This window comes from Castellaniella daejeonensis (assembly GCF_039523555.1).
In the GTDB taxonomy this organism is placed as follows: Bacteria; Pseudomonadota; Gammaproteobacteria; order Burkholderiales; family Burkholderiaceae_B; genus Castellaniella; species Castellaniella daejeonensis.
Genome location: NZ_BAAAFN010000011.1, coordinates 185,940 through 210,826 on the forward strand (window position 1 = coordinate 185,940; position 24,887 = coordinate 210,826).

At 65.9% G+C, this 24,887-nt stretch carries 23 protein-coding genes; 4 read left to right on the forward strand and 19 right to left on the reverse strand.

The window, feature by feature from the left end; all coding sequences use genetic code 11:
- Positions 1–35 precede the first annotated feature (35 nt).
- The 4 genes from cyoD to cyoA are packed head-to-tail and all read right to left on the reverse strand — an operon-like array spanning position 36 to position 3,961.
- On the reverse strand, positions 36–422 hold the full coding sequence (cyoD, locus tag ABD022_RS08010; protein ID WP_325124828.1) for a cytochrome o ubiquinol oxidase subunit IV: 387 nt from the start codon (positions 420–422) through the stop codon (positions 36–38).
- Positions 419–1,066: a cytochrome o ubiquinol oxidase subunit III gene (gene cyoC / locus ABD022_RS08015; protein ID WP_325124830.1), complete on the reverse strand. Its 648-nt coding sequence runs from the start codon at positions 1,064–1,066 to the stop codon at positions 419–421. Before cyoC ends, cyoD begins: the two co-directional genes overlap by 4 nt.
- Positions 1,059–3,050 (reverse strand): cytochrome o ubiquinol oxidase subunit I, encoded by a 1,992-nt coding sequence (cyoB, locus tag ABD022_RS08020; RefSeq protein WP_343820806.1) that lies wholly within the window; start codon positions 3,048–3,050, stop codon positions 1,059–1,061. Before cyoB ends, cyoC begins: the two co-directional genes overlap by 8 nt.
- Positions 3,051–3,052: 2 nt before the next feature.
- Positions 3,053–3,961 (reverse strand): ubiquinol oxidase subunit II, encoded by a 909-nt coding sequence (gene cyoA, locus ABD022_RS08025; protein WP_325124833.1) that lies wholly within the window; start codon positions 3,959–3,961, stop codon positions 3,053–3,055.
- 212 nt (positions 3,962–4,173) lie between these two features.
- Here cyoA and ABD022_RS08030 point away from each other — a divergent pair, with 212 nt between their 5' ends.
- Complete coding sequence (locus ABD022_RS08030; protein ID WP_325124835.1) at positions 4,174–5,520, forward strand: MFS transporter; 1,347 nt, start codon at positions 4,174–4,176, stop codon at positions 5,518–5,520.
- Between the two features lie 36 nt (positions 5,521–5,556).
- Here the strand turns inward: ABD022_RS08030 and ABD022_RS08035 are convergent, their stop codons facing one another.
- The 11 genes from ABD022_RS08035 to aroC all read right to left on the reverse strand — a co-directional run bounded on the left by ABD022_RS08035 (position 5,557) and on the right by aroC (position 17,784).
- Positions 5,557–6,258, reverse strand: a complete 702-nt coding sequence (locus ABD022_RS08035) for a phosphoribosylanthranilate isomerase (protein WP_343820808.1) — start codon at positions 6,256–6,258, stop codon at positions 5,557–5,559.
- Positions 6,255–7,922 (reverse strand): TRAP transporter large permease, encoded by a 1,668-nt coding sequence (locus ABD022_RS08040; protein WP_343820810.1) that lies wholly within the window; start codon positions 7,920–7,922, stop codon positions 6,255–6,257. Before ABD022_RS08040 ends, ABD022_RS08035 begins: the two co-directional genes overlap by 4 nt.
- A gap of 2 nt (positions 7,923–7,924) precedes the next feature.
- On the reverse strand, positions 7,925–8,536 hold the full coding sequence (locus tag ABD022_RS08045) for a TRAP transporter small permease subunit (protein ID WP_325124841.1): 612 nt from the start codon (positions 8,534–8,536) through the stop codon (positions 7,925–7,927).
- Between the two features lie 126 nt (positions 8,537–8,662).
- Positions 8,663–9,463, reverse strand: coding sequence for a tRNA pseudouridine(38-40) synthase TruA (gene truA, locus ABD022_RS08050; protein ID WP_325124843.1), 801 nt, complete (start codon positions 9,461–9,463; stop codon positions 8,663–8,665).
- Positions 9,464–9,540: 77 nt separating this feature from the next.
- Positions 9,541–11,262 carry a type IV pilus assembly protein FimV gene (locus tag ABD022_RS08055; protein ID WP_325124845.1) on the reverse strand — a complete coding sequence of 574 codons (1,722 nt, stop codon included), beginning with the start codon at positions 11,260–11,262 and terminating at the stop codon, positions 9,541–9,543.
- An 11-nt stretch (positions 11,263–11,273) separates the two neighbouring features.
- Entirely contained in the window at positions 11,274–12,404 is a 1,131-nt protein-coding gene (asd, locus tag ABD022_RS08060; RefSeq protein WP_343820812.1) for an aspartate-semialdehyde dehydrogenase, read from the reverse strand.
- Positions 12,405–12,459: 55 nt separating this feature from the next.
- Positions 12,460–13,536: a 3-isopropylmalate dehydrogenase gene (gene leuB / locus ABD022_RS08065; RefSeq protein ID WP_343820814.1), complete on the reverse strand. Its 1,077-nt coding sequence runs from the start codon at positions 13,534–13,536 to the stop codon at positions 12,460–12,462.
- Between the two features lie 120 nt (positions 13,537–13,656).
- A complete protein-coding gene (leuD, locus tag ABD022_RS08070; RefSeq protein WP_325124851.1) occupies positions 13,657–14,313 on the reverse strand; it encodes a 3-isopropylmalate dehydratase small subunit in 657 nt (218 codons plus the stop codon).
- A 10-nt stretch (positions 14,314–14,323) separates the two neighbouring features.
- Complete coding sequence (leuC, locus tag ABD022_RS08075) at positions 14,324–15,727, reverse strand: 3-isopropylmalate dehydratase large subunit (RefSeq protein ID WP_325124853.1); 1,404 nt, start codon at positions 15,725–15,727, stop codon at positions 14,324–14,326.
- Between the two features lie 138 nt (positions 15,728–15,865).
- Positions 15,866–16,684, reverse strand: coding sequence for a M48 family metallopeptidase (locus tag ABD022_RS08080; RefSeq protein ID WP_325124855.1), 819 nt, complete (start codon positions 16,682–16,684; stop codon positions 15,866–15,868).
- A gap of 32 nt (positions 16,685–16,716) precedes the next feature.
- Positions 16,717–17,784 (reverse strand): chorismate synthase, encoded by a 1,068-nt coding sequence (gene aroC, locus ABD022_RS08085; RefSeq protein ID WP_325124857.1) that lies wholly within the window; start codon positions 17,782–17,784, stop codon positions 16,717–16,719.
- A gap of 276 nt (positions 17,785–18,060) precedes the next feature.
- On the opposite strand from aroC, the gene ABD022_RS08090 reads away from it, so the two are divergent.
- Positions 18,061–19,728: a methyl-accepting chemotaxis protein gene (locus ABD022_RS08090; RefSeq protein ID WP_343820817.1), complete on the forward strand. Its 1,668-nt coding sequence runs from the start codon at positions 18,061–18,063 to the stop codon at positions 19,726–19,728.
- Positions 19,729–19,758: 30 nt separating this feature from the next.
- On the opposite strand, the gene ABD022_RS08095 is transcribed toward ABD022_RS08090, so the two are convergent.
- Entirely contained in the window at positions 19,759–20,205 is a 447-nt protein-coding gene (locus tag ABD022_RS08095; RefSeq protein WP_325124861.1) for a MerR family transcriptional regulator, read from the reverse strand.
- A gap of 209 nt (positions 20,206–20,414) precedes the next feature.
- Here ABD022_RS08095 and ABD022_RS08100 point away from each other — a divergent pair, with 209 nt between their 5' ends.
- Positions 20,415–21,248, forward strand: coding sequence for an EAL domain-containing protein (locus tag ABD022_RS08100; RefSeq protein ID WP_325124863.1), 834 nt, complete (start codon positions 20,415–20,417; stop codon positions 21,246–21,248).
- Positions 21,249–21,251: 3 nt separating this feature from the next.
- On the opposite strand, the gene ABD022_RS08105 is transcribed toward ABD022_RS08100, so the two are convergent.
- From ABD022_RS08105 to ABD022_RS08115, 3 genes are all read right to left on the reverse strand, one after another.
- Positions 21,252–21,683, reverse strand: coding sequence for a MerR family transcriptional regulator (locus ABD022_RS08105; protein ID WP_343820819.1), 432 nt, complete (start codon positions 21,681–21,683; stop codon positions 21,252–21,254).
- Between the two features lie 69 nt (positions 21,684–21,752).
- Positions 21,753–23,228, reverse strand: coding sequence for a protein adenylyltransferase SelO (locus ABD022_RS08110; protein WP_325124867.1), 1,476 nt, complete (start codon positions 23,226–23,228; stop codon positions 21,753–21,755).
- The gene (locus tag ABD022_RS08115) at positions 23,221–23,586 is read right to left on the reverse strand and encodes a DUF2069 domain-containing protein (RefSeq protein ID WP_343820821.1); all 366 of its coding nucleotides are present in this window, start codon (positions 23,584–23,586) and stop codon (positions 23,221–23,223) included. Before ABD022_RS08115 ends, ABD022_RS08110 begins: the two co-directional genes overlap by 8 nt.
- Positions 23,587–23,630: 44 nt before the next feature.
- On the opposite strand from ABD022_RS08115, the gene ABD022_RS08120 reads away from it, so the two are divergent.
- The gene (locus tag ABD022_RS08120) at positions 23,631–24,884 is read left to right on the forward strand and encodes a YihY family inner membrane protein (RefSeq protein WP_325124871.1); all 1,254 of its coding nucleotides are present in this window, start codon (positions 23,631–23,633) and stop codon (positions 24,882–24,884) included.
- The last annotated feature ends 3 nt before the right edge of the window (positions 24,885–24,887 follow it).

A 24,887-nucleotide genomic window follows, 5' to 3' on the forward strand; every position in this document is an offset into this window, starting at 1 on the left:
CGGCCGGCCGGGGCGGAACCGCGTCCGCGCGGAACCTACATCGACGGCATGTCGTGCAGGTGCCCCGGCATCATGTTGACGTTCAGATGGTACATCACCCACAGCGACCCCGCCAAAGCGATGGCTACGATGATGACGGTGAAGATCAGCGCCAGCAGGGTCCAGCCGCCTTCGGAACGGGAATTCATGTGCAGGAAGTACACCATGTGCACGACCATCTGCACGGCGCCGATCACCAGGATCGTCAGGGCGGTGGCACCCGAACTGGCGAGGACGCCATCCATGACCAGCCAGAACGGGATCGCGGTCAGAATGACAGACAGGACGAAGCCGGTCATGTAGCCCCGGAACGTGCTGGGCGCGTGGCCGCCCTCTTCGGCATGGGCCGCGTCGTGCCCGGGCATGATGTGGTCCTTGCTCATGGCAGCACTCCCATCAGATAGACAAAGGTGAAGACGCCGATCCAGACCACGTCCAGGAAGTGCCAGAACATCGACAGGCACATCAGGCGGCGGCGGTTTTCGGGAATCAGGCCATGGCGGCCCAGCTGGAACAGCAGCGTGACGAGCCACACGATCCCGAAGGTCACGTGCAGGCCGTGGGTCCCGACCAGCGTGAAGAAGGACGACAGGAAGGCGCTGCGCCACGGACCGGCGCCATGTTCGACCAGGTGGTGGAATTCGTACAGCTCCAGCCCCAGGAAGGCCAGCCCGAACATCCCGGTCACGACGAGCCAGACCAGCGTTCCGGACAACCGGGCGCGCTGCGCCTCCAGCATGGCGAAGCCGTACGTGATCGACGAAAGCAGCAGCATGGCCGTATTGACCGCGACCAGTTTCAGGTCGAACAATTCTGCGCCCGTAGGCCCGCCCGCATACGCCCTGCCCTGCACGCCGTACACGGCGAACAGGCAGGCGAAGATCAGGCAGTCGCTCATCAGGTAGATCCAGAAACCGAGCAACGTGCCGTTTTCCGGATGGTGGGGTTCCCTGACGATGAAGCGGGAATCGTCGGCGGAGGCGGAGCCGCCCGCCGCGGAAGCGTGCAGGATGCGGGTATCAGACATGGCGGGCCAACTGCAGAGTACGGGCTTGTTCCACGCGCGCCACGTCCGAAGCGTGGACATGGGTGTCGCGGCGATAGTTGAAGGTATGGCGGATGGCGGCGGCGACCAGGACCACGAAGGACACGATCGTCAGCGCCCACATATGCCAGATCAGGGCGAAGCCAAGGATCGAGCTCAGCACGGCCAGCGTGAAGCCGGCGGCGGTGTTCTTCGGCATGTGGATGTCGACGAAACCGCTTTCGGGCCGGCGGTAGCCCGACTGCTTCATGTGCCACCAGGCATCGCGCTCATGGACGCGCGGCGTGAAGGCGAAGTTGTAGTCAGGCGGGGGCGACGAAGTCGACCATTCCAGCGTGCGGCCGTCCCAGGGATCGCCCGTGACGTCGCGCAACGCCTCGCGGTCGCGCCAGCTGACGTAGATCTGCACCAGGAAGAAGGCAATGCCCAGCGCAATCAGGAAGGCCCCCACCGCGGCGACCTGGAACCAGATCTGCAGCGAGGGATCCGCGAAGTGGCTCAGGCGGCGGGTGACGCCCATCAGGCCGAGGATGTAGAGCGGCATGAAGGCGACCCAGAAGCCCACCACCCAGCACCAGAACGAGCACTTGCCCCAGAACGCGTTCAGGCGGAAGCCGAAGGCCTTCGGGAACCAGTAGTTGATCGCGGCGAACACGCCGAACACCACCCCGCCGATGATGACGTTGTGGAAGTGGGCGATCAGGAACAGGCTGTTGTGCAGCACGAAGTCGGCCGGCGGCACGGCCAGCAGCACGCCCGTCATCCCGCCGATCACGAAAGTGATCATGAAGGCCACCGTCCACATCATGGGCAGTTCGAAACGGATGCGGCCCCGGTACATGGTGAACAGCCAGTTGAAGATCTTCGCTCCCGTGGGGATCGAAATGATCATCGTCGTGATGCCGAAGAAGGAATTGACGCTGGCACCCGCCCCCATGGTGAAGAAATGGTGCAGCCAGACCAGGTAGGACAGGACCGTGATCACGATGGTCGCATACACCATCGAGGTGTAGCCGAACAGGCGCTTGCCGCAGTACGTGGAGGTGATCTCGGAGAACGCACCGAACAGCGGCAGGATCAGGATGTAGACTTCGGGATGGCCCCAGATCCAGATCAGGTTCACGTACATCATCGGATTGCCGCCCAGGTCATTGGTGAAGAACTGGGTGCCCAGGTAACGGTCCATGCCCAGCAATGCCAGCGTCGCCGTCAGCACCGGGAAGGTGATGATGATCAGGATGTTGGTGCACAGCGCGGTCCAGGTGAAGACCGGCATTTTCATGAGTTTCATGCCCGGCGCGCGCATCTTGATGATGGTGACCGCCAGGTTGATCCCCGACAGCAGCGTGCCCACGCCCGCCACCTGCAGGGCCCAGATGTAGTAATCCACCCCCACGTCGGGACTGAACTCCAGGCCCGAGAGCGGCGGATAGGCCAGCCAGCCGGTGCGGGCGAATTCGCCCACGAACAGCGACATCATCACCAGGATGGCGCCGCCCGTGGTCATCCAGAAGCTGAAGTTGTTCAGGAACGGGAAGGCCACGTCGCGCGCGCCGATCTGCAGCGGCACGACGTAGTTCATCAGGCCCGTGATGAACGGCATGGCCACGAAGAAGATCATGATCACGCCGTGCGCGGTGAAGATCTGGTCGTAATGATGCGGCGGCAGGTAGCCCAGCGCATCGCCGAACGAGATGGCCTGCTGCAGGCGCATCATCCCCGCGTCGGCAAAGCCGCGCAGCAGCATCACCACCCCCAGCACCATGTACATGATGCCGATCTTCTTGTGGTCGATGCTCACGATCCAATCGCGCCACAGCGGCCCCCAGAGGCGGTAGCGCGTCATGAGGGCCAGAATGGCCAGTCCGATCACGGCCACGCCGGCAAAGGTGGCCACCAGGATCGGCTCGTGATAGGGAATGGCTTCCAGGCTGAGCCGGCCCAGGATCCAGGTTCGCAAATCCATCTTTACTTCTCCATAGGCTGCATGAGATCGCTCATGCAGGTCGAACCGGGCCGCACGCAGCGATTCAGGATCAGGCGGTACAGGTCGGGATCGACGGCCGCCCAGCGGCGCACCGGCTCGTTCTCGCTGGGGCGCTCCAGGCCCAGGTAGCCCGCGCGATCCAGAACGCCGCCCGCGGCGCGGTTTTTCTGCACCCAGGCATCGAACCCGGCCTGGTCCAGACCGTGAAACAGAAAATGCATGCCGGAAAAACCCGCGCCGCTGTAGTTCGCGGACATGCCTTCATATTCCCCGGGGGCGTTGATCACGGCATGCAGCATCGTCTGCATGCCCGGCATGGCGTAGACCTGACCGGCCAGCGCGGGGATGAAGAAGGAATTCATCACCGAGGAAGCCGTGATCTTGAAGCGGATCGGCCGGTCCACCGGCGCCGCCAGCTCGTTCACCGTGGCGAAGCCGTATTCCGGGTAGATGAACAGCCACTTCCAGTCCAGGGCGACGACCTCCACGGTCAGGGGCTCGACATGGGCGGCCACGGGCTTATCCGCCGAGATCCGGCTCAGCGGGCGGTAGGGGTCGAGCAGATGGGTGCTGACCCAGGTGACGCTGCCCAGCGCGATGATGATCATCAGCGGAACCGACCAGATCACCAGTTCCAGGCGGGTGGAGTGATCCCAGTCCGGGTCATGGCGCGCCTTGCGGTTGGCCGCCCGGTAGCGCCAGGCGAACAGGACCGTGGCGAGGATCACCGGAAGGATCACGATCAGCATCAGTCCGGTCGCCAGATAGATCAGGTCGCGTTGCTGCAGGGCCACGTCGCCCGATGGGTTCAGCAGTACGGCATCGCAGCCGCCCAGCAGCAGGGCCGGGCCCAGGCCCAGCGATAGTTTCAGAATCTTGTCGTGCCTCATTGCCTTGCGTGCCGATTCCAGGAGTCTTCAAGCGGAGGCCGGTACTATAGATTTGAAATGTCGAAGTGGAAATTGGACATTTTGACTCATGCCCCTTCAGACGAAAGGGTTACTGCGGGTAATGTCCAATGGCGAAACGGACTGCGGGCGTGGGATTCTATGCGCAAGGCCGCCTGCGCGCGGCGGCCAGCACCGCAGATCAGGAGGACCCGATGACCGACCACATTCTGAGCACCCCCCTGCCCGGCCCGCGCGCACGCGAAGACGATCGCGCCAGGGCTGCCCGTCACGCCGAGGGCCATCCTGCCGTCTCTCCAGGCGACATTGCCGTCGGCGTCATCATCGGCCGCACGTCGGAATATTTCGATTTCTTCACCTACGGGATCGCATCGGTGATCGTGTTTCCCCAGGTGTTCTTCCCGTTCGCGGATCCCCTGACCGGCACGCTGTATGCCTTTGCCGTCTTCGCCCTGGCCTTCATCGCCCGGCCATTCGGCACGACGCTTTTCATGCACGTGCAGAAGCACTGGGGCCGCGGCGTGAAGCTGACGGCCGCACTGTTCCTACTGGGCACGGCCACGGCCGGAATCGCCTTCCTGCCCGTGCACGAGACCCTGGGTGTGCACGCCATCGTCCTGCTGGCCATCTTTCGCTCCCTGCAGGGGATCGCCTGGGGCGGCTCATGGGACGGCCTGCCCTCGCTGCTGGCCCTGAATGCACCCGCCCGGCAGCGCGGCTGGTACGCCATGCTCGGGCAATTGTCGGCTCCCATCGGGTTCCTTGTGGCCGGCGCCCTCTTCCTCTACCTGCACACTCGCCTGGACCCGGCGGATTTCATCGGCTGGGGCTGGCGTTTCCCGTTCTTCGTGGCCTTCGCCATCAACGTCGTGGGCCTGTTCGCCCGGCTGCGGCTCGTCATGGACAATGATTTCTCGCGCCTGCTCGAAGAACGCGAACTGCGTCCGATCGGCACGCTGGAAATGGTCCGCACCCAGGGCCGGCACATCGTCACCGGCGCTTTCGCCACACTGGCAAGCTACGCCCTGTTCCACCTGGTCACGCTGTTTCCGCTGTCCTGGCTGGTGCTGCAGCACCAGCGGACCATACCCGAGGTGCTGTCGATCGAGCTCGCGGGCGCGGCGATCGCCCTGGTGGCCATGCTGTACTCAGGGCATCTGGCCAACCGCATCGGCCGGCGTCATACGCTGGGACTGGTCGCCGTGCTGATCGGTGTCTTCGCCCTTGCCTCGCCCTGGCTGCTGGGCGGCGGCGCGGCGCCGCAGGATGCCTTCATCCTGATCGGTTTCGCCCTGCTGGGCCTGTCCTATGGGCAATCCTCTGGCACGGCCACAGCCCATTTCCTGCCGGCATGCCGCTACACGGGCGCCGCGCTGACTGCCGACCTGGCCTGGCTGGTGGGCGCGGCCTTCGCGCCGCTGGTTGCCCTGGGGGTCTCGGACCGCTATGGCCTGGGCGGGATCAGCCTGTACCTGCTGTCGGGTGCGGTCTGCACACTGGCGGCGCTGGCTGCCAACCGCTCGGCCCGCCGCAGCGCCTGACGGCGGCGCCCGCCCGGGCCACGCTACCGGCGCGGCTCAGGCGTAGTGCCAGCCATCGGCGGCCTGCACTGCCCGCATGAACGCCCGGATGCGCTCGGGATCCTTGATTCCGGGTGCCGATTCCACCCCGCTGCTGACATCCACTGCAAATGGCGCCAGGGCGGCGATCTGGCCACCCACTGTTTCCGCCTTCAGCCCCCCCGACAGGATCAGGGCCGGCATGCCTGCATCCCTGGGCACCTTGGCCAGCAAGGCGGTATCGAAGCTGCTGCCACTGCCGCCATAGCCGGCGCTGTAGCTGTCGAACAGCCAGCCAGCAGCCTGGTCGTGAGCCAGGCAGGCCCGTGCCAGGCCGTCTGCAGTGTCCATTCCGGGCGATCCTGCCCGGAATGCCTTCAGGTGGCGCACACCGAAACCGGCGCAGAAATCGGGTGATTCCTCGCCGTGGAACTGCAGCAGGTCGGGTCCGACCGCCTCGATCACCCGGTCCACCGTCTCGGCATCGGGGTTGACGAACAGGGCCGTCACAGCGACGAAGGCCGGTACCCGGGCGCGCAAGGCGGCAGCCTGGTCCAGCGTCAGGCAGCGGCGGCTGGGCGGATAGAAGACCAGGCCGATGGCATCGGCGCCGGCCTGCACGGCCGCGTCCAGATCCTGCGGGCGGGTCAGCCCGCAGATCTTGACGCGCGTACGCCGCGGCCCCGCCGTGACATGACTGGCGGCAGCCTGCGTGCTCATTGGAAGGCAGCCCCTGCGTCGCCCGAACCGTAGCTGTCCAGACCGTAGGCGCTATCCTGGCCGAAGGTGACGCTGGCTGGATCGACGGTGGGCGCATCGCTCTTGTAGTGGGTGACCATGCCGGGGAAGGCCAGCACTGCCACCACCATCAATATCTGGATGATGATGAAGGGAATGGATCCCCAGTAGATCTGGGCCGTGGTGACCTTCGGGATCAGGGCGCCGGTGACGCGATCGCGATAGTCTTCCTTGGGCGCGACGGAGCGCAGATAGAACAGCGCGAAACCGAAAGGCGGATGGATGAAGGAAGTCTGCATGTTCACCGCCAGCAGCACGCCGAACCAGATCAGGTCGATGCCCATCTTGTCGGCCACCGGCCCGAGCAGGGGCACGATGATGAAGGCCAGCTCGAAGAAATCCAGGAAGAAGGCCAGGAAGAAGGTCATCACGCTGACCACGACCAGGAAACCGATCTCGCCGCCCGGCACATGGAGCAGCAGTTGTTCGACCCAGACGTCGCCGTTGATGCCCCGGAAGCTGAGGCTGAAGATGGTCGATCCCACCAGGATGAACACCACGAAGCAGGACAGACGGGCCGTGCTTTCCATGGCCTGGCGCAACTGCTTCATCGAGAAGCGGCCGCGCGACACCGCCATGATCAGGGCCCCGATGGCGCCCATGGCGCCGCCCTCGGTGGGCGTGGCCACGCCGATGAAGATCGTGCCCAGCACCAGGAAGATCAGCGCCAGCGGCGGGATCATGACGAACACGACCCGCTCGGCCAGGGCCGACAGCAGTTTCAGGCGCAGGAAGCGGTTGGCCAGCGCCATCGCCAGGGCGACGGCCCCCCAGATCAGCAGGACGATGACGACACGCTCATCGACCGGGACGTCGGTGTGGGCGCGGAAATAGTAAGCGGAACCCCAGTAGGCGGCCGCGGCCGCGATCACGGTCAGGAAGGTCAGCGATCGGAGGCCACGCCGGCCGTGCTCGTCGACAAACCCCCGCGCTTCCGGCGGCAAGGCTGGAGCATGGCCGGGCCGCACAATGGCCACCAGGAAGACATACGCCATGTAGGACCCGGCCAGCAGCAGGCCCGGCAGCATGGCGCCCCGGTACATGTCGCCGATGGAGCGTCCGAGCTGATCGGCCAGGATGATCAGCACCAGCGAAGGCGGAATGATCTGCGACAAGGTCCCGGACGCGGCGATGACGCCGGATGCCAGGCGCCTGTCGTAACCGTAGCGCAGCATGATGGGCAAGGAGATCAGGCCCATGGAGATGACCGAGGCCGACACCACGCCGGTGGTGGCCGCCAGCAGTGCGCCGACGAACACCACCGCGATCGCCAGCCCTCCGCGCAACGGGCCGAAGAGCTGGCCGACCGTATCGAGCAGGTCCTCGGCCATGCCGGAGCGCTCGAGGATCAGCCCCATGAACGTGAAGAAGGGAACGGCCAGCAATGTGTCGTTGCCGACGATGCCGAAGACACGCTGGGGCAGCGCCTGGAACAGCAGAGGGCTCATCAGGTTCAGGTCGATGGCCACCAGGCCGTAGAGCACGCCCGTCGCAGCCAGGGAGAAGGCAACGGGAAAACCCAGCAGCAGGAACACGATCAGGTTGAAGAACATGATCGGTGCGAGATTGTCGACGAGAAATTCCATGCTCAGCGTTCCTGTGCCGGTTGTTCGAGATCGGCCTGCCGCTGGGCCAGGATGTCTTCCACCAGGGCTTCCTCGTCGCTCTTGCCGCTGGAGACCTGCATCGGATTGGGGCACAGGCCTTGCAGGAAGCCGACGCACTTGACCAGGTGCGACAGCCCCGCCAGGATCAGCAAGGCGAAGCCGACCGGGATCAGGAGTTTCGCCGGCCAGCGGATCAGGCCTTCGGTATTCGAGGACAGCTCATGGGTGATCCAGGATTCCCAGAAGAACGGGATCGACAGCCAGAACACCAGGCAGGCCGCCGGCAACAGGAAGAACAGCACGCCGAAGATCTCGATCCCGACCTGCGCGCGCTCGGGCAGCTTCTGCGACAGAACGTCCACCCGCACATGCTCGTTGCGCAGGAAGGTGTAGCCCGCCGCCAGCAGGAAGATGGCCCCGAACAGATACCACTGCAATTCCAGCCAGGCGTTGGACCCGAGGCTGAACAACTTGCGCATCACCGCATTGCCGGCGCTGACCACGGCCACCACCAGTACGAGCCAGGTGACGGCCCGGCCGACGAGCGTGTTCAACGCGTCGATCCAGCGGGATATTGTCAGGAGAGGTTTCATCGTGCTTCCGTGAAACAGGGACGGGAACGGCGCAGGCTTGCGCCGTCCGCAATCAAATCGCTCAATTCTATACGAAGCGCCCAGCGGATCGCCTCGGGAATCGCCCGGATATGCGCTGCCATGGGTTCAAAGATTTCCCAGGTGATGACGCAAGGCATCCCGGGCCGTGCGCTGCGGCAGCGCCGCATCCGGATATTCGGCATGGGCCAGGTACAGGCCGTCGGGCATGAAGGTTGGGGCGGCCCTGCGCCGGTCGCGGTCGCGCAGCAGTTCCGCGGCCCATTCGGGCGGCCGGCGGCCCCGCCCCACCATCACCAGCACGCCCATCAGGTTGCGTACCATGTGGTGCAAGAAGGCATTGGCCCGGAATTCGAACACCAGGAAATCCCCGCTGCGGCGGATATCCAGCGCCTGCAGCGTCCGCACCGGGCTGGCCGCCTGGCACTCGGACGAGCGAAAGGCGCTGAAATCGTGTTCCCCCACCAGCAGGGCGGCAGCGGCGCGCATGGCGTCGTCGTCAAGCCGGTCATGCACCCACCCGACCCGGCCGTGCAAGACCGGGGAACGGACCGGGGCGCTGCGCAGCACGTAGAAATAGGTGCGGGCACGCGCATCGAAGCGGGCGTGGAAATCGTCGGGAACGGCGCAGGCCCACTGCACGGCCATGGTATCCGGCAACAGGGCGTTCAGCCCGCGCACCCAGGACTCGTCGCGCCGGACGGCCTCGGTGTCCAGGTGCACCACCTGCTGCAGCGCATGGACGCCCGCGTCGGTACGGCCGGCGCAGATGGTCGGCACCCCGGGTGCCGCCAGGAACCGGCACAGCGCCGATTCCAGGGCATCCTGCAAAGTCCGGCCGCCAGGCTGGGTCTGCCAGCCTTGCCAGCCCCGGCCGTCATAGCTCAGCCCGAGCGCGATGCGTCCCATGAAGATTGGTTTCCGATGTGTGCTGCGTCAGCGGTGCGTGCGGACGGCGGGCATGGCCGCTGTCCGCCTGAACCCGGTCAGCGCTGCTGCGGGCGGGTTTCGCCCGGTTCGAGATCCAGGTCGATGTCCTGGATTCGCTCACGGACCATGGCTTCCGTCACCCGGGGTTGGGCATCGGCCTCGTCCCGGGCGGCATTGGCCCTGCGCAGCAGCCAGGCGATGATGAGCACGATCAGGGCCAGCAGGCCCGTCATCACGCCCAGCAGATGATCCTGGATCCAGGATGCCCGGTGCTGGGCGCGCTCGGAAGGCTGCAGTTCGGCTGCTTCGGTAGCCCGGCTGGCAGTCTGGCCGGCCGCGCTGCCCGCCCCCGAGGCAATGGCGTTGGCCGCGGTAGCGCCGGACGCCCCGGCGGAAGCCGTGCCGCCGGCAGCCGACGCTGTATTCGCGGAAGATCCGCCCGGCGATGCGCCATTGGTGCCGGAAGCCCCCCCTGCCCCGGAAGCAGCCTGGAAGCCAGCGCTACCGCCTGTGGCAGCGCCTGGCGCCGAAGCCGCTGCGTCGTTTTCACCCGCCGCTGCGGCAGCGTCGTCGGCCTGGGCGGCGGCTTCCTGGCTGGCTTCGCTGATCGCGCTGGCGATTTCCTGGATCGAATGGCCGATGGCAGCAGCCCCCTGGGCGGCAGCCTTGCGTGCGGCCTCGCCCTGGGATTGCAGGGCCTGATTCAGGTTCTGGACATTGCCTTCGAGCTGATCGACCCGGGATTCGGCATCTTTCAGGGCATGCCCCCGTGCCGTGCGGGCATCCGCGGACGCATCGGCGCCATCACGGCCGGATTCGCTGAGCCGCAGGCGGTCGCCTGCCGCGTCGGCGGGCTTGGCAGCGGCCCGGGATTCGTCTTGCGAGACTGTGCCTGCCGCGGCCTGGCCCGCGCCCGCCTGGGCGGCCGAGCCGGCCAGACGTCCGCGCATCCGGGCGAAGGCTGCCGCCTGGGCCTGGAACTGGCGCCGCGCCTCGGCGTCGGAAATCGACAGCATGTCGTTGATGTCCGGCACCGTCAGCGTCGCGCCTGCGCGCACCAGGTTGACGTTGTCATGGATGAAGGCCTGCGGATTGGCGCGCTGCAGCGCCATCATCAGCTGATAGATGGAAACCCCGTCGACCGCATGACGGCGGCTGATGGCGAACATCGTGTCGCCACGGCGCACGGCAATGGTGCCGACAGGCACCCGCCGGGTGCTGGTATGCGGTGCAGCCGCCCCGACCGCGGTCGCCGGCGATCCGCTCTGCACCGCCGGCTGCGCGGCGCCCGTCGCGGCGGCATTGCGAGCCGGCCCAGGCGCCACCAGGGACACCTGGTAGCGCTGTTCGCCGGTGGCCGTGCGTACGTCCAGCAGCAGATCGGCCAGGTTGCCGGAGAAAGCCTGGCTGGAACCGACACGCAGGATGCGCCGGCCGCCGGGCCGGACGTCGGGACCAACCGAAACGGACAGGCTGTCGAGCGGGACCGGTGGGGTGAGCCCGGCCTGGGCCCAATCCGGGGCCGGCGCAGGCCGTGCGGACAGGGCCTGCAGGTCGGCATCCGTCAGGCCGGATATCGGCACCAGGATCAGCAAAGGCTCGCCAGACCCCGAGACAAGGCGCGCATGGCCAAAGCTGGAAGCCTGGGCAACCCCACCCGCCATGAAGGCCAGCGCCAGGGCGCCCGCCGCCAACCGGCCGGCAGGAATCAGGCGCCTTCCGCGCGTCGGATTCAGGAGGTTTCGGATCGGAGACGCGGCGTGGGGGTTTTTTTCCATTCTTCTATCGTTCAGAGTTCGCCCAGAGCGATACGCAGCATGCGACGCAAGGGTTCGGCAGCGCCCCACAGCAGTTGGTCGCCGACCGTGAAGGCACTGAGGTATTGGGGGCCCATCGACATCTTGCGCAGGCGTCCCACGGGGATGTCTAGCGTGCCGGTCACTGCCACGGGAGTCAAGTCCCGCATGGAAGATTCACGATCGTTGGGCACCAGGCGGGCCCATTCGGTGCCGGTACGCACGGCGTCGTTGATCTCGTCCATGGGGATGTCGCGCCGCAGCTTGATCGTCAGCGCCTGGCTGTGGCAGCGCATGGCGCCGATCCGCACGCACAGACCGTCGACCGGCACCGGCTCGGTGCCGAAGCCCGGGCCGCGCCCGAGAATCTTGTTGGTTTCCGCGCCCCCCTTCCACTCTTCGCGCGACACGCCGTCGCCCAGATCCTTGTCGATCCAGGGAATCAGGCTGCCGCCCAGGGGCACGCCGAAGTTCTCGCGCGGCAGGTCGGCGGCTTTCTGGGCCTGCAGAACACCACGGTCGATGTCCAGGATGGCAGATGCCGGGTCGGCGAGCTGATCGGCCACGGCCTGGTTGAGCAGACCGAACTGGACCAGCAGTTCGCGCATGTGGCGCGCGCCGCCGCCCGAGGCAGCCTGATAGGTCATGGAAGTCATCCATTCGACCATGTCGGCCTTGAAGAGCCCGGCCAGGCCCATCAGCATGCAGCTGACGGTGCAGTTGCCGCCGATGAAGTCGCGCACGCCGCGCTGCAGGGCGGCGTCGATCACCGGCCGATTGACCGGATCGAGAACGATGATGGCGTCGTCCTTCATGCGCAAGGTGCTGGCCGCGTCGATCCACAGGCCCTTCCAGCCGACCGCACGCAGCTTGGGATAAACCTCGGTCGTGTAGTCGCCGCCCTGGGCGGTGACGATGATCGGCAGCTTGCGCAGGGCCTCGATGTCGTGCGCGTCCTGCAGCGGACCCGCGCCTTGCGCCCAGGCTGGTGCCGCGCCGCCCGCGTTGCTGGTGGAAAAGAAAACCGGCTCGAACAAGTCGAAGTCTTTTTCGTCCCGCATGCGCTGCATGAGCACCGAGCCGACCATTCCGCGCCAACCGACCAAACCGACTGCCTGAGCCATAAATCCCTGCCTGAACCGTGAAAAGTGAATGTGAGTGGTTAATTAGTGTAATGCTTCAGTTTAATGCCTTCAGCACGGCATCGCCCATTTCGGATGTCGAGACCCGCGTGGTGCCGTTCTCGTGGATGTCGGCCGTCCGCAGGCCCTGCGCCAGCACCGCCTGGACGGCGGCCTCGATCCGGTCGGCGGCGGGGGCCGCATTCAGCGAATAGCGCAGCATCATGGCCGCCGACAGAATGGTCGCCAGGGGATTGGCGATGTTCTGACCGGCGATGTCCGGCGCCGAGCCGTGACTGGGCTCGTACAGCCCCTGCCGGCTGGCATTCAGCGAGGCGGAAGGCAGCATGCCGATCGAACCCGTCAGCATGGCGGCCTCGTCCGACAGGATGTCGCCGAACAGGTTGCCGGTCACCACCACGTCGAAGGCCTTGGGCGCACGCACCAGCTGCATTGCGGCATTGTCCACGTACATGTGGGACAGCTCCACCTGCGGGTATTCGCGTGCGACGTCGATCATGATGTCGCGCCAGAACTGCGAGGTTTCCAGGACATTGGCCTTGTCCACGCTGCACAGCCTGCCCTGGCGCCGCGCCGCGGCCTGGAAAGCCACGTGGGCGATGCGGCGGACTTCCGTTTCGGCGTAATGCATGGTGTCGTAGCCCTGGCGATCACCCGCGAACGGGCCGTCTTCCAGCGTGCGCACACCGCGGGGCTGGCCGAAATAGATGTCGCCCGTGAGTTCGCGCACGATCAGGATGTCCAGTCCGGCGACCACCTCGGGCTTGAGCGACGAGGCGTTGGCCAGTTCCGGGTACAGGATCGCCGGGCGCAGGTTGGCGAACAGCCCCAGGGCCTTGCGCAGGCCCAGCACTGCCTGTTCCGGGCGCAGCGCGCGCTCGAGATGGTCGTATTTCCAATCGCCCACGGCGCCGAACAGCACGGCGTCGGATTGCCTGGCCAGGGCCAGGGTGTCCTCGGGCAGGGGGTGTCCCTTGGCCGCATAGGCGGCGCCACCCACGGGCGCTTCGGTCAATTCCAGGTCCAGGTCCAGCGCGCGCAGCACGCGCACCGCCTGCTCGACGATTTCAGGGCCGATGCCGTCGCCCGGCAGGACTGCGATGCGAGAAGTCATGGAGGATTCCGATTCGTGAAGGCCCGGTCCGCGGGATGCGAAGGGATTCGCACCTGGCGCGAGCCGGGCCGGCGGGCGTGGCTTGCGCGCAACGCCCGGTGTTGGGAAAAGAATGAAAGATCAAAGACCGCCGGGGTTCTGCCGCGCCAGCCAGGGGTGCTGCGCCAGGCGCTGGGCCTCGAAGGCACGGATCGCGTCGGCATGCAACAGGGTCTGGCCGATCTCGTCCAGGCCCTTCAGCAGGGATTCCTTGCGATAGGCGTCGACCTCGAAAGACCAGGATTCGCCGTCGGGCGCCACCACCCGCTGTGCGGCCAGATCCACGGTGAGCTCGTATCCCGGGGAAGACTCGACGGCCTGGAACAGGCGCGCCACGACAGGCTCGGGCAGGACGATGGGCAGCAGGCCGTTCTTGAAGCTGTTGTTGAAGAAGATATCGGCATAGGACGGCGCGATCAGCGCCCGGAAGCCGTATTGCTGCAAGGCCCAGGGAGCGTGTTCGCGGCTGGAGCCGCAACCGAAGTTCTTGCGGCACAACAGGATCGAGGCGCCCTGGTAGCGCGGCTGGTTCAGCACGAAATCCGGGTTCAGCGGCCGGCGACTGTTGTCCATGCCGGGTTCGCCGTGATCCAGGTAGCGCAGTTCGTCGAACAGGTTGGGCCCGAAGCCTGTCCGCTTGATGGACTTCAGGAACTGTTTGGGAATGATCAGGTCGGTATCGACGTTTTCCCGGTCCAGCGGAGCCACCAGACCCCGGTGCGTGGTAAAGGCTTGCATGCTTGGGCTCCTATTGGAAAGTGCGCACGTCGACGAAATGGCCGGCCACGGCGGCAGCCGCAGCCATGGCGGGGCTGACCAGATGGGTGCGTCCCCCCTGCCCCTGGCGCCCCTCGAAGTTGCGGTTCGAAGTCGAGGCACAGCGCTCGCCCGGCTCCAGCCGGTCGGCGTTCATGGCCAGGCACATCGAGCAGCCCGGTTCCCGCCACTCGAAGCCTGCCTCCAGGAAGATGCGGTCCAGGCCTTCCTGTTCGGCCTGCTCCTTGACCAGCCCGGATCCCGGCACGACCATGGCCAGGCGTACGTTGGATGCCACGCGGCGGCCCCTGGCCACAGCGGCTGCGGCACGCAGGTCTTCGATGCGTGCGTTGGTGCAGGAACCGATGAAGACCTTGTCGATGGCGATCTCGGACAGCGGCGTGCCGGCCTTCAGGTCCATGTACTGCAGTGCGCGCTCCATGCCCTTGCGGCGCACGTCATCGGCCTCGGCGGCCGGATCCGGCACCCGGGCGCCGACGGCAGCCACCATTTCCGGCGACGTGCCCCAGCTGACCTGGGGTTCGATATCGGCCGCGTCGATCTCGACCACCCGGTCGAAGACCGCATCCGGATCGGAATGCAGCGTGCGCCAGTATTCCACGGCCTGGTCCCACAAGGCGCCTTCGGGCGCATAGGGGCGGCCCCTGAAGTAATCGATGGTGGTCTGGTCCACGGCCACCATGCCCGAGCGGGCGCCGGCCTCGATGGCCATGTTGCAGACCGTCATGCGGCCTTCCATGGACAAGGCACGCACGGCGCTGCCGCCGAACTCGATGGCGTAGCCGGTACCCCCCGCCGTGCCGATGCGCCCGATCACATACAGGATCAGGTCCTTGGCCGTACAGCCGAAGGGAAGCTCGCCTTCCACGCGCACCAGCATGCTGCGGCTCTTTTTCATCAGCAGCGTCTGCGTGGCGAGAACGTGCTCGACTTCGGAAGTGCCGATGCCGAAGGCCAGCGCCCCCATGGCACCGTGCGTGCTGGTGTGCGAATCGCCGCAGACCACGGTCATGCCCGGCAAGGTGGCGCCCTGCTCGGGCCCGATGACGTGCACGATGCCCTGGCGGCGGTCATTCATGCGGAATTCGGTGATGCCCCAGGTGTCGCAGTTCTTGTCCAGGGTATCGACCTGCAGGCGCGAGACGGGATCCTGGATGCCTTCGCTGCGGGCCGTGGTGGGCACATTGTGGTCGGCCACCGCCAGATTGGCCGAGATCCGCCATGGCTTGCGGCCGGCGAGTTCCAGGCCCTCGAAGGCCTGCGGACTCGTGACTTCGTGGACGAGATGGCGATCGATGTACAGCAGACAGGTGCCGTCCGGCCCTTGATGCACCACATGGGCATCCCAGAGCTTGTCGTACAGGGTTTGGGGCATGGTCGTGGCCTCGGAAATCGGAAAAATGGATGCCGTCCGCGCACGGCGCGGATGCGATAAGCCCATTATGCCAGCGTGATTTTCCCGGACAAGGCCAGCAGTTATCCTAGTACTGGATGTAATAGATACCAGCTTGAGCTAGCTCTTCCTGCCCTGGTAGAGCGGCAGCACGATCTCGGAAGCCTGCTTCAGATCCGCGATCCGGCTCTGCGAAGAAGGATGCGTGGAGAGGATTTCGGGCTGCCCGCCGCCTCCGGCGCGTTCCATCTTCTGCCACAGGGTGATGGCGGCGCGCGGATCATAGCCGGCACGGGCGGCCAGTTCCACCCCCATGCGATCGGCCTCGGTCTCGTTGGAACGACTGTTGGGCAAAGTGAACATGACCTGCGTCAGCGAGGAGCCCAGGTCGGCCACGGCCTGGCTGCCGGTGACCGCAGACAGAATCGACAGGCCGACATTGGCGGCCATCTGGCGCGAAACCTGCTCGCGGGCATGTTCGCGCAAGGCATGCGAAATCTCATGTCCCAGCACCGCGGCCAATTCGGCGTCCGAGGGCTTGATCTTGTCGAGCAGGCCGGTATAGACGGCGATCTTGCCGCCCGGCATGCACCAGGCATTGACCTCATTGGACTTCAGCAGGTGGACTTCCCAGGTCCAGTTGCGTGCATCGGGACGGAAGACGCCAACCTGGGCGATCAGCTTGCGGGCGATCGCCTGGACCCGCCGGGTCTGCGCCGCCGGCGTATCCAGGGCGCCCTGCGCCTTGGCCTGGGACAGGATCTGGCGGTACTGGGCTGCCGCCTGCTGGTTCAGTTCGGCCTCGGACACCAGTGTGGACATGGTCTGCGTCCGGTTCACACCCACCAGGCCCGACTGGGTCGTCTGCACCTGGGCGCAAGCGGCCAGCAGGATGGCCAGACCGATCATGGAGAAGCTTCGGAAGGAGGCACGAATCATGATCATCTCCTTGCTGTACCGGCAGATTCGGTCTAGACGGCCCTGTTCACATGCCCGCGGTGGCGCAGCGCGTGATCCATCAGCACGATGGCCAGCAGGGCCTCGGCAATGGGCGTGGCCCGGATTCCCACGCAGGGATCGTGGCGGCCCAGCGTCTGCACCATGACCGGCTCATTGGCCCGGTTCACGGAGCGGCGTTCGATCCGGATGCTGGACGTGGGTTTGATCGCCAGCGACACGCGCAGCGGCTGCCCGGAGGAAATCCCCCCCAGGACACCGCCCGCGTGATTGCCCATGAAGCCGTCGGGCCCGATTTCGTCTCCGTGCTCGGAACCGCGCATCGCGACACAATCGAAGCCAGAGCCGATCGACACGCCCTTGACGGCATTCAGCCCCATCATGGCGTGGGCGATATCCGCATCCAGGCGATCGTAGATGGGCTCCCCCCAGCCCGCGGGAAGGCCTTCGGCCGTGACTTCGATGCGGGCGCCGATCGAATCACCGTCATGGCGTAGCTGGTCCATGAAGGCTTCGAGTTCGGGGACGATGCCGGCATTGGGCGCATAGAAGGGATTGCCCTGCACGTCGTCCCAGGACACGAAGGGGATCGGGATCGGCCCGAGCTGGCTCATGTAGCCGCGGATGCGCACGCCGTACTCCTGCATCAGCCACTTGCGCGCCACGGCTCCGGCCGCCACGGTGGGCGCCGTCAGGCGCGCCGAGGAACGACCTCCCCCGCGGGGATCGCGCACACCGTATTTCTTCCAGTAGGTGTAGTCGGCATGGCCGGGGCGGAAGGTATCGACGAGGTTGCCGTAGTCCTTGCTGCGCGCATCGGTGTTGCGGATCAGCAGGCCGATGGGCGTGCCGGTGGTCGCGCCCTCGAAGACGCCCGACAGGATCTCCACCGTATCCGGCTCGCGGCGCTGCGTGACGTGACGCGAGGTGCCGGGCCGGCGCCTGTCCAGCTCGGCCTGGATGTCGGCCTCGGACAGCGCCAGGCCCGGCGGGCAGCCATCGATCACGGCGCCAATGGCCGGACCATGCGATTCGCCGAAATTGGTGACACGAAAAAGAGTACCCAGGGTATTGCCGGACATGGATCGTGATTCTCTCAGGGGGCGACGAAGCCTTGGACAGGCGGCAGGCATGCCCGAAGAGCGCATGCCGTTTGACCATTCGATTATCGCATCTTTGACGTCCAGGCACCGTGGGGCGCAATCCTGGGATGCCCACCGGCCAGTCTACGGAATCGCAGTCATCCGCCGCGGCATGGCCTGCACGGAACGGCTCTTGACTCCGTAGCCGGGTACGGAGCATAGACTGCCGCGCGAATGGCCCTTTCCAGAAATCCCACGACAAACAAAGGACCCACCATGCCAAAGCGTCGCCCCATGCGCGTATCCACCCGGCTCATCTTCGGTTTCCTCATCGTCTGCGGCATGGCCGGCCTGATCGGAGTCTTGGGCCTGTATGCGACCCGCACGGTCAACCAGATGGCCGAAACGATGTATCACCGCGACACCGTCGGCCTGCGCGACACCGCGCAGGCCAACCAGCAGCTTCTCATGAACGCACGCGCCATCCGGATCGCCGCACTGGCGCCCACGGCGGAAATCCGGAATGCCCAGATCCAGGCCGTCCGACAGCACCTCGACAACCTGGACGACAATCTGGGACGCGCGGCGCGATCGTTCACCACGCCCGCGGAACTGGATCTGCTGGAGGAAGCGCGGGAGGCATCCCGCGAATACCGGAAACTCATCATGCAAGTAGCCGACATCCTGCCCACGGAACCGCTCCAGCAGGCACGCAAATCGGTCGGCATCCTGTACAACCAGGTCGTCCCGACGGCCAACCGCCTGGATACGCTGATGGCCCGGCTCATCCAGCACCGCCTCGACCGGGCCGAAGCCTTGAGCAGGGATACGGCTTCGATATATGCGCGCATGGTCTGGCTGATCACGGGCCTGACGCTGGGCGGCGTGATCCTGGGGCTGCTGATCGGGTTGACGCTTACCCGCAATCTGACGCGATCGCTGGGAGGCGAGCCTTCGGACGTGGCGCAGGTGGCCAGGAACGTGGCTGATGGCGATCTGGGCACGGCCGTGGATATTTCGCGCGCGCACCGCGACAGCGTGATGCAGGCCATGCTGCACATGCAGGAATCCCTGCGCAGGATCGTCGGAACGGTGCGAAAGGGCAGCGACCACATCGCCAGCGGTTCGGAACAGATCCGGTTGGGCAACACCGACCTGGCGCAACGCACCGAACGCCAGGCAGCCGACATCACCGAAACCGCTGCCGCCATGAACCAGATCTCCAGTACCATCGCCACGACGGCGCAGGCCATGCGCCAGGCAGCCCAGTTTTCGGCGGATGCCAGGCTGGCGGCGGAACAAGGCGGCCAGCGCATCGCTTCCATCGTCCAGACCATGCAGGGCATCCAGGAAGTCTCGCGCGAGGTGGCGGGCATCGTACAAGTGATCGACAGCATCGCCTTCCAGACCAATATCCTGGCGCTGAACGCCGCCGTCGAAGCAGCCCGCGCGGGCGAACAAGGCAGGGGTTTCGCGGTCGTCGCCGGCGAGGTCCGCGCCCTGGCCCAGAAAAGCGCGCAGGCCGCCCGGGAAATCACCGCGCTGATCACCAGAAGCACCGAGCGCACCGATGCCGGCGCCCAGGCCATTGAACAGGCGGGCACCGAGATCCGGTCCCTGGTGGAAAAAATACGGCAGGTCGCCCAGTTGATCGACTCGGTGAATGCCGCCACCGCGGAGCAGACATCCGGACTGAACCAGATCAATGCCGCCGTCAGCCAGATCAACGACATCACCCAGCAGAATGCGGCCCTGGTCGAGGAATCGGCAGCGGCCGCGGCCAGCCTCAGCGAACAGGCAAGGCACTTGCTGGATGTCGTGCGTCAGTTCCGCTCCGAAAAAGACATGGGCCCCGCATCGATCGCCACGCGCACAGCCCGGTACGGCACCGCAGGCGCGCAGTTGCCGGAGCCGGGCATGCCCGCCTGCGAGTTCGGATCCTGAGCCCCGGCCATGCGGGATGCAGCAGCGGCCTCAGGATGGCGACGTCAGGACACCTGCCTGCCAGCAAGGCATCTGGCCGTTTCCCGGCCGGCAAGGGCTCTGACGGCCGCCTCTCAGCGGGCACAGCGCGCAATCCTGCTGCTGCTGGCATTGCGCCAGCAAGGATTCCAATCCCTTGACCGTCTTGCCCAGATTCCGCATCAGGGTATTGAGGGAGTGGATTTTTTCCTGGACGAGATTCTGTACTTGTACGCAGCCCACTTCCGAGAGCGGTTTGGACAGTATGGCAATTTCGTCAAGCGAAAACCCCCAGGACTGTGCCCGCTTGATGAAGCGGATGCGATCGACGATGTCCTGCGAATAACGCCGATGAGACCCGAGAGGTTTTGCCGGCACGGCAATGAGACCACGGCGCTGGTAATAGCGGATGGTCTCTATGCTCACGCCAGCCTGCTTTGCGACACGACTGATGTTCAATGCATCACCTCATGAATTCCTTGATTCCGTACCTGGGTACGGACGTTAGATTGCCTAAGGCAATCAGGAACTCATGAAAGCCGCGAACCGGCACGCCAGGCATGCATGCCGATCGCTACACCGCCGCTATTCCGACAAAAGACTATGTTATCCGTAACAAAACCATTTGACTAGAAACAAATCACCGCACACAACCAAGGACGTGCTGCATGGAAGGAATCGCACAAGTGCAGGATGCGGAAGGTTTCACAGCCGCCACACGGACCAGCCACGGCATGGACACCGCCCGCAAGGAAACCGGCCCACTGGCATCCCTGAGGCAGGCATTGGAACAGCAGGAATTCCGCCTTGCGTACCAGCCGATCATCGATCTGCGCAATCGGGCACCGATCGGTTTCGAGGCGCTGATCCGCTGGCCCCGGGCCAACATCGGCCCGGATGTCTTCATCCCGGTCGCCGAGCACGGTGGCCTGATTCGCGAGATCACCAGGTCCGTCTGCCGCCAGGCGGCCCAGGACCGGGTGACCCGGTGCGCCTCAGGCCAGGTCAGGCTATCGATCAATCTCTCGGCCGCGGACGCCGAATCCATGGAAACCGTTGCACTGCTGGCCACCCTGGCCGAGACCCTGGGCGGCGGCACTGCGCTGTGCATCGAACTGACCGAACGATCCCTGCTGGCCCCCGGACGCTGCGGGCCAGTGCTGCAGGCGATCCGGGCGCTTGGCATCCAGGTGCATCTGGATGACTTCGGCATCGGTTATGCCAATTTCCAATCCCTGATCGAATTGCCACTGGACGGCATCAAGATCGACCACAGCCTGATACGGCGTATCGACACATCCACCACGGCCCGGCTGGTCATCCGGCACCTCGCCAAGCTGACCGGCGCCCTGGGGCTCGCCGTGACGGCAGAAGGCGTCGAGACGGAATCCCAGGCCCGGATACTCAAGTCGCTGGGCATCCGCCAGGCGCAAGGCTGGCTGTTCGGCCTGCCCAAATACATCGAGGACTATCCGGCCCATCCCATGACCCGCCGATCCTGACCCCTACCCTTTGCGGCAGAAGGGCCTTTGCGGCCCCTTCGCCCAAACCGTCAGGCAGACCAGGCCGCAGCATCGGCGGTCCTTCTCGCAAGGAATCTCCTTCAAGGCCCTTTGCAGGCACCCCAGGCGCCAGGTCAGTTCCTTCAGCTTGCGGCCTGTCGAACCGATATGCCGTTCGATGGAGACTCGCACGTCGCGGCAGGCCTCGGCCTGGCCCTGGAGCAACATCCGGATTTCTTCCAGGCTGAACCCAAGCGTCCGCAATTTCCGGATCTGCACGATGGTGTCCACCATGTCCCGGGAATAGCGGCGGTACGACCCTGGCGGCCGAGGCGGGATGCGCAGCAGGCCGCGTCGCTGGTAATAGCGGATGGTTTCAACCCCCACACCGGCCTGACGGGCCAATTCGCCGATCTTCATGGGCATCTCGATCATCCGGCTTTCCAGGGAGCCGGCCGAGATCATGATACGGCCCGGCCGGCACCGCCGGCTTGAGCCACATCATCATGAAGAACAGCTGACCGCCACTGCCGGCTCGCCGGCGGCGGGCGGACAGGCATAGGACTCGAATCCGGGCCGTTCGGTGTACGGATCCCGCAGCAGAACGAGCAGGCGATCGATCTCCGAAGCATCGCCCCGCTGTGCGGCCTCGATGGCACGCTGCGCCAGGTGATTGCGCAACACATACAGGGGATTGACCCGAAGCATGGCGGCACGGCGCGCCGCTGCATCCCCGCCCTGCTCCGACAGACGGGCCAGGTAGCGGTCCAGCCAGGCGCGTGCCGGTGCCCGATCGGCGAACAGGGCCAGCCAGGGATCGGCATCGAGGTCGGCCCCGGCCAGCAGACGGAAGGCCTGGGTGAAGTCGGCCTGCTGCGCATGCAGCAGGTTCCACCAGTCGTCTTCCAGCGCGGCGTCTGCCGGCCGCCAGGCGTTCAGGCCCAGCTTGCGCGCCAGACCGGCGCGATACGCCGCCAGGAACTCTGCCTCGAAAGGCGCCAGGCTTGCTTCCAGCGCGGGCGCATCGCAACCCAGCACCAGCAGGCTGCCCGCAAGGCGGTACAGGTTCCAGCGGGCCACGGCCGGCTGGGCATTCCAGGCGTAGCGTCCAGCCGTATCGCTATGGTTGCAGACATGATTTGCCTGGAAGGCATCCATGAAACCGAACGGACCGTAATCCAGCGTCAACCCCAGGATGGACATATTGTCGGTGTTCATCACCCCGTGGCAGAAACCGACCAGCTGCCATTGTGCGATCAGGCGCGCCGTACGCCGCACGACTTCGGCCAGCAAGCGGCAGGCCGTGGCAGGCGTATCCGTTTCGCTGCCGGCCATGACCCGGCATCCGGGGTACCAATGCCCGACGACGTAGTCCAGCAGGGCCTTCTGCTCGTGATGCGAATGCCCCCAGTGCTCGAAGTGCCCGAAGCGCACGAAGCTGGGCGCCAGGCGGGTGACGATGGCCGCGGTCTCGACGGTTTCACGCACGACCGGATCATCCGAAGCCGCCAGAGCCAGCGCCCGGGTCGTGGGAATGCCCAGGCCGGCCATGGCCTCGCTGGCCAGGTATTCACGCACGCTGGAACGCAGTACGGCCCAGCCGTCTCCCATGCGGGAATAGGGTGTGCGGCCGGAACCCTTCAGCTGGATTTCCCAGGAGCCGCCAGGCGTCTGGACATCGCCCAGCAGGTGCGCGCGGCCGTCGCCCAATTGACCGGCCCAGACCCCGAACTGATGGCCGCTGTAGGCAGTGGCCACCGGCGGGACGTCTGCCAGCCGCCCGCCGCCCGCACACAGGGCCAGGAAGCCAGGCGTACGCAGGACCCCGGCATCCAGGCCGATCAGGGCCGCCGCATCGGGATTGGCATGCAGCAGGCGCGGTTCCCGCAGCGGCCTGGGATCGACCTGGGAGTAGAAGCCGCGCGGCAGGGTTGCAAAGGAGCAGCCCGTGCGCAGGCCGGCCAGGAATGGATCAGCCATGACGCGCCGCCCGCTTGGCGGGACGCACGTACAGGATGGCTCCCAGGTAAAGCCCCAGCGCCAGGATGGCTTCCAGCCCGGCCAGCGCCGCCGACACCGGCGAGACGTCCGACCAGGCGCGCACCACGCCTTCCATCAGGTAGAGCAGGCTGAGCATGGACACCCACTGCAGCGTATAGAGCCTGCGCCGCAGCACGCCGCTGACTGCAAACAACAGAGGCACAGCCTTCAGGGCCATCAGGGTGCCGCCTGCCCGCAAGGGCGCCCACCACAATTCCCACCCCACGCACAGTACGATCAGGCCGAACAGGCAGGCGCACGCCAGGATGTGCAGGCCCGGGCTGAATTTGATTTCCACGCTTTCCATGCTGGTATTATGACCCGAAACCCAGTGCCAGCCTCATGACGACACCGCAACCGCCAGCCCCGTCTCCCACCGAGCGCCGCAGCCGCGCGCTGGACATCCTGCGCTTCACGCTGGATTTCGCCGCGCACCGCAAATTGACCCGGGTGGCCTCCAGCCTCACCTTCACCACGGTGCTGGCGATCGTGCCGATGCTGGCCGTGGTGCTGGCGCTGTTCACAGCCTTCCCGCTGTTCGCCGAATTCCGCCTGGCCCTGGAAACCTTCCTGGGCGAAAGCCTGCTGCCGCCTTCAGTGTCCGACACCATCATGCGCTACCTGAACCAGTTCGCGGCGCAGGCATCCGGGTTGACGGCCGTGGGCGGCGCCTTCCTGGTCGTGACATCGATCCTGCTGATCATGACGATCGACGAGGCTTTCAACGAAATCTGGAACGTGGCCCGCCAGCGCCCCATGCGCCAGCGGCTGCTGGTGTACTGGGCGATCATTTCCCTGGGGCCGATCCTGACGGGCGCCAGCCTGTGGGCCAGCTCGGTGCTGGCCCGGGAATCCCTGGGCTATATCGGCAACCTGCCCGAAGGCATCGGCCTGCTGCTCAACCTGGTGCCCCTGCTGATGTCGGTCCTGGGCTTCACGGCCCTGTTCGTGTTCGTGCCCAACTGCCGCGTGCTGTGGCGCGACGCCGCGCTGGGCGGGCTGGGTACCACGGCAGTCCTGGCCATCATGAAGGCGGGGTTCACCGCCTACCTGACGCGCTTTCCTTCATACACCGTCATCTACGGGGCGTTCGCCACGCTGCCGATCTTCCTGCTGTGGATCTACCTGTCCTGGCTGGTGGTGCTGATGGGCGCCACGGTGGCCTCGTTGCTGCCGGCGCTGCGGCTGCACCGCTGGGCGCTGCAGCGCCAGGTCGGCGCCCAGGCTGCCGACGCACTGGGCATCCTGCGCATCCTGTGGCAGGCGCGGGGCACGCTGCCACCGGGGCGCAGCATGGCCTACCTTGAAAAACACCTGCGCGTCCATCCCGACGCCCTGCGCGACATGCTCGGCGCCCTGCGTGAACTGGGCTACGCCGTGCCTGTCGCCGACGGCGACCAGTGGGTACTGGCCTGCGATCCGGCTCGGGCCGATATCGGCCCGCTGGTGGACCGGCTGCTGATCGACCGGGCCCAGCCGGGGCTGCAGGCCGGCATGCTCGACGCCCTGTCGCGCACCTTGCTGGGCGATCCTCCGGTCCTGGACGCGCTTTTCGGCGGCGACGCTACCGAAAACCGGGATGATGATGCACAATAATGA